Genomic DNA, 4,700 nt, shown 5'->3' on the forward strand with positions numbered 1-4,700 from the left:
GGGTTCCTCCCGGCCGTGCTGGCGGATGCTGTGGTGGTCTTGGTCTTGCTCTTCGGGATGAACGTCGTGCACACCCCGTCGCCATGGGCGATGGTGGCAAGACGCTGCACATGAGTCCCGAGCAGGCGGGAGAAGACCTCGGTCTCCGCCTCGCACAGCTGCGGGAACTGCTCGGCGACATGGGCGACCGGGCAGTGGTGCTGGCAAAGCTGTTCGCCGACCGGCGCGCTACGCGCCGTAGCAGCGTACCCGTCCGCGGTCAATGCCCTGGCAAGGGCCTCGGTGCGCGACTCGGGTGCGGCGGCCTCGAGCGCCTTGCGGTAGCCCTCGGCCTGGGCGGCCATGCGGGCCCGGGCGAAGGCGGCGACGGCTGCCTCGCCCATCTCCCCGCCCCCGGCGGCCTGCGCGATCCAGCGCAGGGCGTCCCCGGCGAGCTGGTCGTAGGCCTGGTCGAAGGCGTCCCGGCCGCAGTCGGTCAGGGCGAAGGCCTTGGCGGGGCGGCCGCGGCCGCGCGCGCCGTAGACCCGCTTCTCGCGGGGCTCGACGACGCCCTCGGCGACGAGGGTGTCGAGGTGGCGGCGGACGGCGGCCTGGGTGAGCTCCAGGCGCACGGCCAGGTCGGCCGCGGTGGACGGACCGTGATCGAGGATGGAGCGGGCGACGCGATTGCGGGTGCCGCGCTGCTCGTCGTGACCGCGCTCGTCGGCGCGGGCGGGCGCGGGCGCAGCCTGCTGCGGCCCGGCGGCCACGGATCCGTCCGTACTGGCCGCGGGGCCCTGCGGGACCTCGCGCGGGTATTTCACAACACCATTGTTGCGTAATTACCGGGAGACGGACAAGCCCGGCCGGGCCCGGCCGGCGGTGGCCTCGATCACTAAGGGTTACCTAACCGCCACCCGTCGATCTTGGTTTCCCCCGGCCCGCGGGTGCCCGTCCGGAAGCGGGTTCCACCCCGGGGCATCCGGGGACACGCCGGGCTTCGTAGACTTCCCGCCATGCGCAGCGTCTTCCCGGGGGACACCCCCGAGGCCCCCGGCCCGCCCGCGGTCGAGGTCCGCGGGCTGGTGAAGCGGTACGGACAGAAGGCCGCGGTGGACGGGCTCGACCTGTCCGTCGCCCGCGGCGGCCTCACCGCCGTCCTCGGCCCCAACGGAGCCGGCAAGACCACCACGATCGAGACGTGCGAGGGCTATCGCCGCCCCGACGCCGGCACCGTCCGCGTCCTCGGGCTCGACCCCGTCGCCGACTCCGCGGCCCTGCGGCCCCGCGTCGGCGTGATGCTGCAGAGCGGAGGGGTGTACGCAGGGGCGCGCGCGGAGGAGATGCTGCGCCACGTCGCCTCCCTGCACGCCCACCCCCTCGACGTCCCCTCCCTCGTGGACCGGCTGGGCCTGGGCGGCTGCGGCCGCACGGCCTACCGGCGGCTGTCCGGCGGCCAGCAGCAGCGCCTCGCGCTCGCCATGGCCGTCGTCGGCCGCCCCGAGCTGGTCTTCCTCGACGAGCCGACGGCCGGCCTCGACCCGCAGGCCCGGCACGCCACCTGGGACCTGGTGCGCGAGCTGCGCGCCGACGGCGTCACCGTCGTCCTCACCACGCACTACATGGACGAGGCCGAGGCCCTGGCCGACGACGTCGCCATCATCGACAGCGGCAGGGTCATCGCCCAGGGCAGCCCCGAGGAGCTGTGCCGTGGCGGCGCCGAGAACACCCTGCGCTTCAGCGGCCGCCCCGGACTGGACCTCAACTCGCTCCTGAAGGCCCTGCCCGCCGACTCCACGGCGGCGGAGCTCACCCCCGGCACGTACCGCGTCGGCGGCCGCATCGACCCGCAGCTGCTCGCCACGGTGACCACGTGGTGTGCGCAGAACGGCGTCATGCCGGACCGCATCGCGGTCGAGCGGCACACGCTGGAGGACGTCTTTCTGGAGCTGACCGGCAAGGAGCTGCGGGCATGAGTGATGTGACCTCGACCGGCAACGGGACGTTCGCCCCGCGGCCCGGCGCCGCGCCCCTCTCGCGGATGATCCGCACGCAGGCCGCGCTGGAGACGCGCATGCTGCTGCGCAACGGCGAGCAGCTCCTGCTGACGGTCGTCATCCCCACGCTGCTGCTCGTCCTCTTCAGCGCCGTGGACATCGTCGACACGGGCGAGGGCGCAGCCGTCGACTTCCTGGCCCCGGGCGTCCTGGCGCTGGCCGTGATGTCCACGGCGTTCACCGGCCAGGCCATCGCCACCGGCTTCGAGCGCCGCTACGGCGTGCTCAAGCGCCTCGGCGCCACGCCGCTGCCGCGCTGGGCGCTGATGACGGCGAAGACCTGCTCGGTGCTGGTCACCGAGGTGCTGCAGATCGTGCTGCTGACGGTGATCGCCTTCGCTCTGGGCTGGTCGCCGCAGGGCAACCCCTTCGCAGTCCTGCTGCTGCTCGTCCTGGGCACGGCGGCCTTCTCCGGGCTCGGGCTGCTGATGGCCGGCACGCTCAAGGCCGAGGTGACGCTGGCCGCGGCGAACCTGGTCTTCCTCCTGCTGCTGGTCGGCGGCGGCGTGATCGTGCCGATGGAGAAGTTCCCCGGCGGGGTGCGCGCGGTGCTGGAGCTGCTGCCGATCTCGGCGCTCTCGGACGGCCTGCGGGACGTGCTGCAGGACGGCGCGGGCATGCCGTGGCGCGACCTCGGCATCCTCGCCGTGTGGGCGGTGCTGGGCCTCGGAGCGGCGGCGAAGCTCTTCCGCTGGGAATGAGCCCTCTGCCGGAAGCGAGCCTGGTGAGCATGAATGCACGCCACGCCGCCCCCTCGTGCTGCCTTTCCCGGAGAGACGACTCCCCCGTACCCCCTCGTGAAAGCGTGCACAAGCTCCCCTTTACGATGAGCCCGTGCCGAAAACGCTGAACCCCCTCCAGATCGTCGCCGACCGCTGGCAGCCCTCCGCGCGCTTCGTCCGGCGGGCGGCCCTCGCCGCCGTGGTGATGGCCGTGGTCATCGTGGTCACGGGCGGCGCGGTCCGGCTGACCCAGTCGGGGCTCGGCTGCCCGACGTGGCCCACCTGTACCGAGGACAGCCTGACGCCGACCCCGGAGATGGGCATCAACGGCGTCATCGAGTTCACCAACCGCATGCTGACGTACGTGCTGTGCGTCTTCGTCGGCGTCGCGATCGTGGCGGCACGCGCGCGTGCCCCGCGCCGCCGCTCCCTCACACGTCTGGGCTGGGCCCAGTTCTGGCTCATCGCGAGCAACGGCATCATCGGCGGCATCACCGTGCTGACGGGCCTCAACCCGTACATCGTGGCCCTGCACTTCCTGGCCGCGACCGCGCTGCTGACGGTGGCCGTGGTGATGTGGCACCGCTCGGCCGAGGGGGACGACGCGCCGCGCGACCTGGTGGCGCGCCCGGTGCGGCAGCTCAGCTGGGTCCTGGTCGGGGCGACCGTCCTGCTGATCCTGGCCGGCACGGTGGTGACGGGCTCCGGCAAGCACGCGGGCGACGCCTCGAAGGACGTCCACCGCATCCCGCTGGACTGGCGTGAGGTCTCCCAGCTGCACGTCGACTTCGTCTACATCGTCGTCGGCCTGACCATCGCCCTGTGGTTCGCGCTGCGGGCCGTGAAGGCACCGGCCGTGCCGCGCCGCCGCGTGGTCGAGCTGTTCGCCGTGCTGATGTTCCAGGGCGTCATCGGCTACGTGCAGTACTTCAACGACGAGCCGGAGCTGGTCGTCGGCGCCCACATGTTCGGCTCCTGCCTGGTGTGGATCGCCGTGCTGCGGGTCTTCCTGTCGCTGCGGGAGCGGGGCGAGGCGGCCACCCTGCCCGCCCCCTCGGGTGAGCACGAGGCCCTTCAGACCGCCACCTCCGCGTCCAGCCGGTAGACCCTGCGGGCGGTGCCGGAGGCGACGAGCGAGGCGATCCTGCGCGCGTCCGCCCACCGGCACCAGCCGTCGGCGACCCAGTCGTTCATCAGCCGGTTCATGGCCTGTGAGAACGACCGGGCGGCGACCACGTAGAGCTCGGCCGGGCCGCGCGCGCCGCTGGAGAACAGCAGCTTGCCGAAGGGCGCCTCGCGCAGCGTCTCCTCGGGCCGGGCGCCCACGTCCGCGTACACGTGCGGGAAGGCCCCCGCGAGCTGCGCGGCCTCCCGGTGGTGCCACGGGTCCGGCAGCAGCACCAGATCGGCGCCCAGGCCCGCGGTGGCCCGCAGGAAGCGGGCCAGCCGCAGCGGGTCGGGGCAGTGCAGCTGGACGGGCAGCCCGGCGGCGAGCGCGCTCCACAGCAGATGGCGGGCGAGCACCGGATCGTCCAGCCGGCCGCCCGGGCGGCGCGTCCGCAGCCACTGGCCCGCGGCCTTGCGCACCTCCGCGAGACCCGGCGGGCTGCCGTCGCAGAAGGGGACGCCGCAGGCGAACGCGGTGGCGCTCAGGGCGGCCGCATAGAGCGCCTCGGCCAGGTAGGCCGTGAAGGAGTCCGCGCTTCCGGAGGTGTCGGCGACCTGCTCGGCGAGCGGTTCGAGCCGGACGACCTCGTAGGCGCTGCCGTCCGCGGCCCCGGCGAGCTCGGCCGCCGAGGTGAGGCCGCTCGGCTCCCCCGTCTCCAGCAGGAAGGTGCCGATGCCCGCGCCGCGCAGCAGCAGCTGCCCCGCGCGGTAGGCGCCCAGCTCGCGGCGGCGGGCCAGGTAGCGGACCGGCGGGCAGTGCGGGTCCAGGCCCAGC

At 73.8% G+C, this 4,700-nt stretch carries 5 protein-coding genes; 3 read left to right on the forward strand and 2 right to left on the reverse strand.

The features are described from left to right. On the reverse strand, positions 1-803 hold an 803-nt coding region (locus tag V7793_RS33660), incomplete at its 3' end, for a helix-turn-helix transcriptional regulator (RefSeq protein ID WP_443058050.1). A 192-nt stretch (positions 804-995) separates the two neighbouring features. Between V7793_RS33660 and V7793_RS33665 the strand changes: the two genes are divergently transcribed. The 3 genes from V7793_RS33665 to V7793_RS33675 all read left to right on the forward strand — a co-directional run bounded on the left by V7793_RS33665 (position 996) and on the right by V7793_RS33675 (position 3,863). Continuing rightward, on the forward strand, positions 996-1,955 hold the full coding sequence (locus V7793_RS33665; protein WP_336013495.1) for an ABC transporter ATP-binding protein: 960 nt from the start codon (positions 996-998) through the stop codon (positions 1,953-1,955). Further along, complete coding sequence (locus V7793_RS33670) at positions 1,952-2,737, forward strand: ABC transporter permease (protein WP_336013496.1); 786 nt, start codon at positions 1,952-1,954, stop codon at positions 2,735-2,737. Before V7793_RS33665 ends, V7793_RS33670 begins: the two co-directional genes overlap by 4 nt. A gap of 133 nt (positions 2,738-2,870) precedes the next feature. Beyond that, entirely contained in the window at positions 2,871-3,863 is a 993-nt protein-coding gene (locus V7793_RS33675) for a COX15/CtaA family protein (protein WP_336013497.1), read from the forward strand. On the opposite strand, the gene V7793_RS33680 is transcribed toward V7793_RS33675, so the two are convergent. After that, positions 3,833-4,700, reverse strand: an 868-nt coding sequence (locus V7793_RS33680; protein WP_336013498.1) for an amidohydrolase, incomplete at its 5' end; no start/stop codon positions are given. The two genes, V7793_RS33675 and V7793_RS33680, sit on opposite strands and share 31 nt — an antisense overlap.

The sequence above is a fragment of the Streptomyces sp. KLMMK genome, assembly GCF_036961605.1.
GTDB lineage: Bacteria > Actinomycetota > Actinomycetes > Streptomycetales > Streptomycetaceae > Streptomyces > Streptomyces telluris.

What these genes read in the sequence shown, in the direction of transcription:
- V7793_RS33665 (WP_336013495.1), top strand. Translation starts at nt 996, where the DNA reads ATGCGCAGCGTCTTCCCGGGGGACACCCCCGAGGCCCCCGGCCCGCCC.
- V7793_RS33670 (WP_336013496.1), top strand. Translation starts at nt 1,952, where the DNA reads ATGAGTGATGTGACCTCGACCGGCAACGGGACGTTCGCCCCGCGGCCC.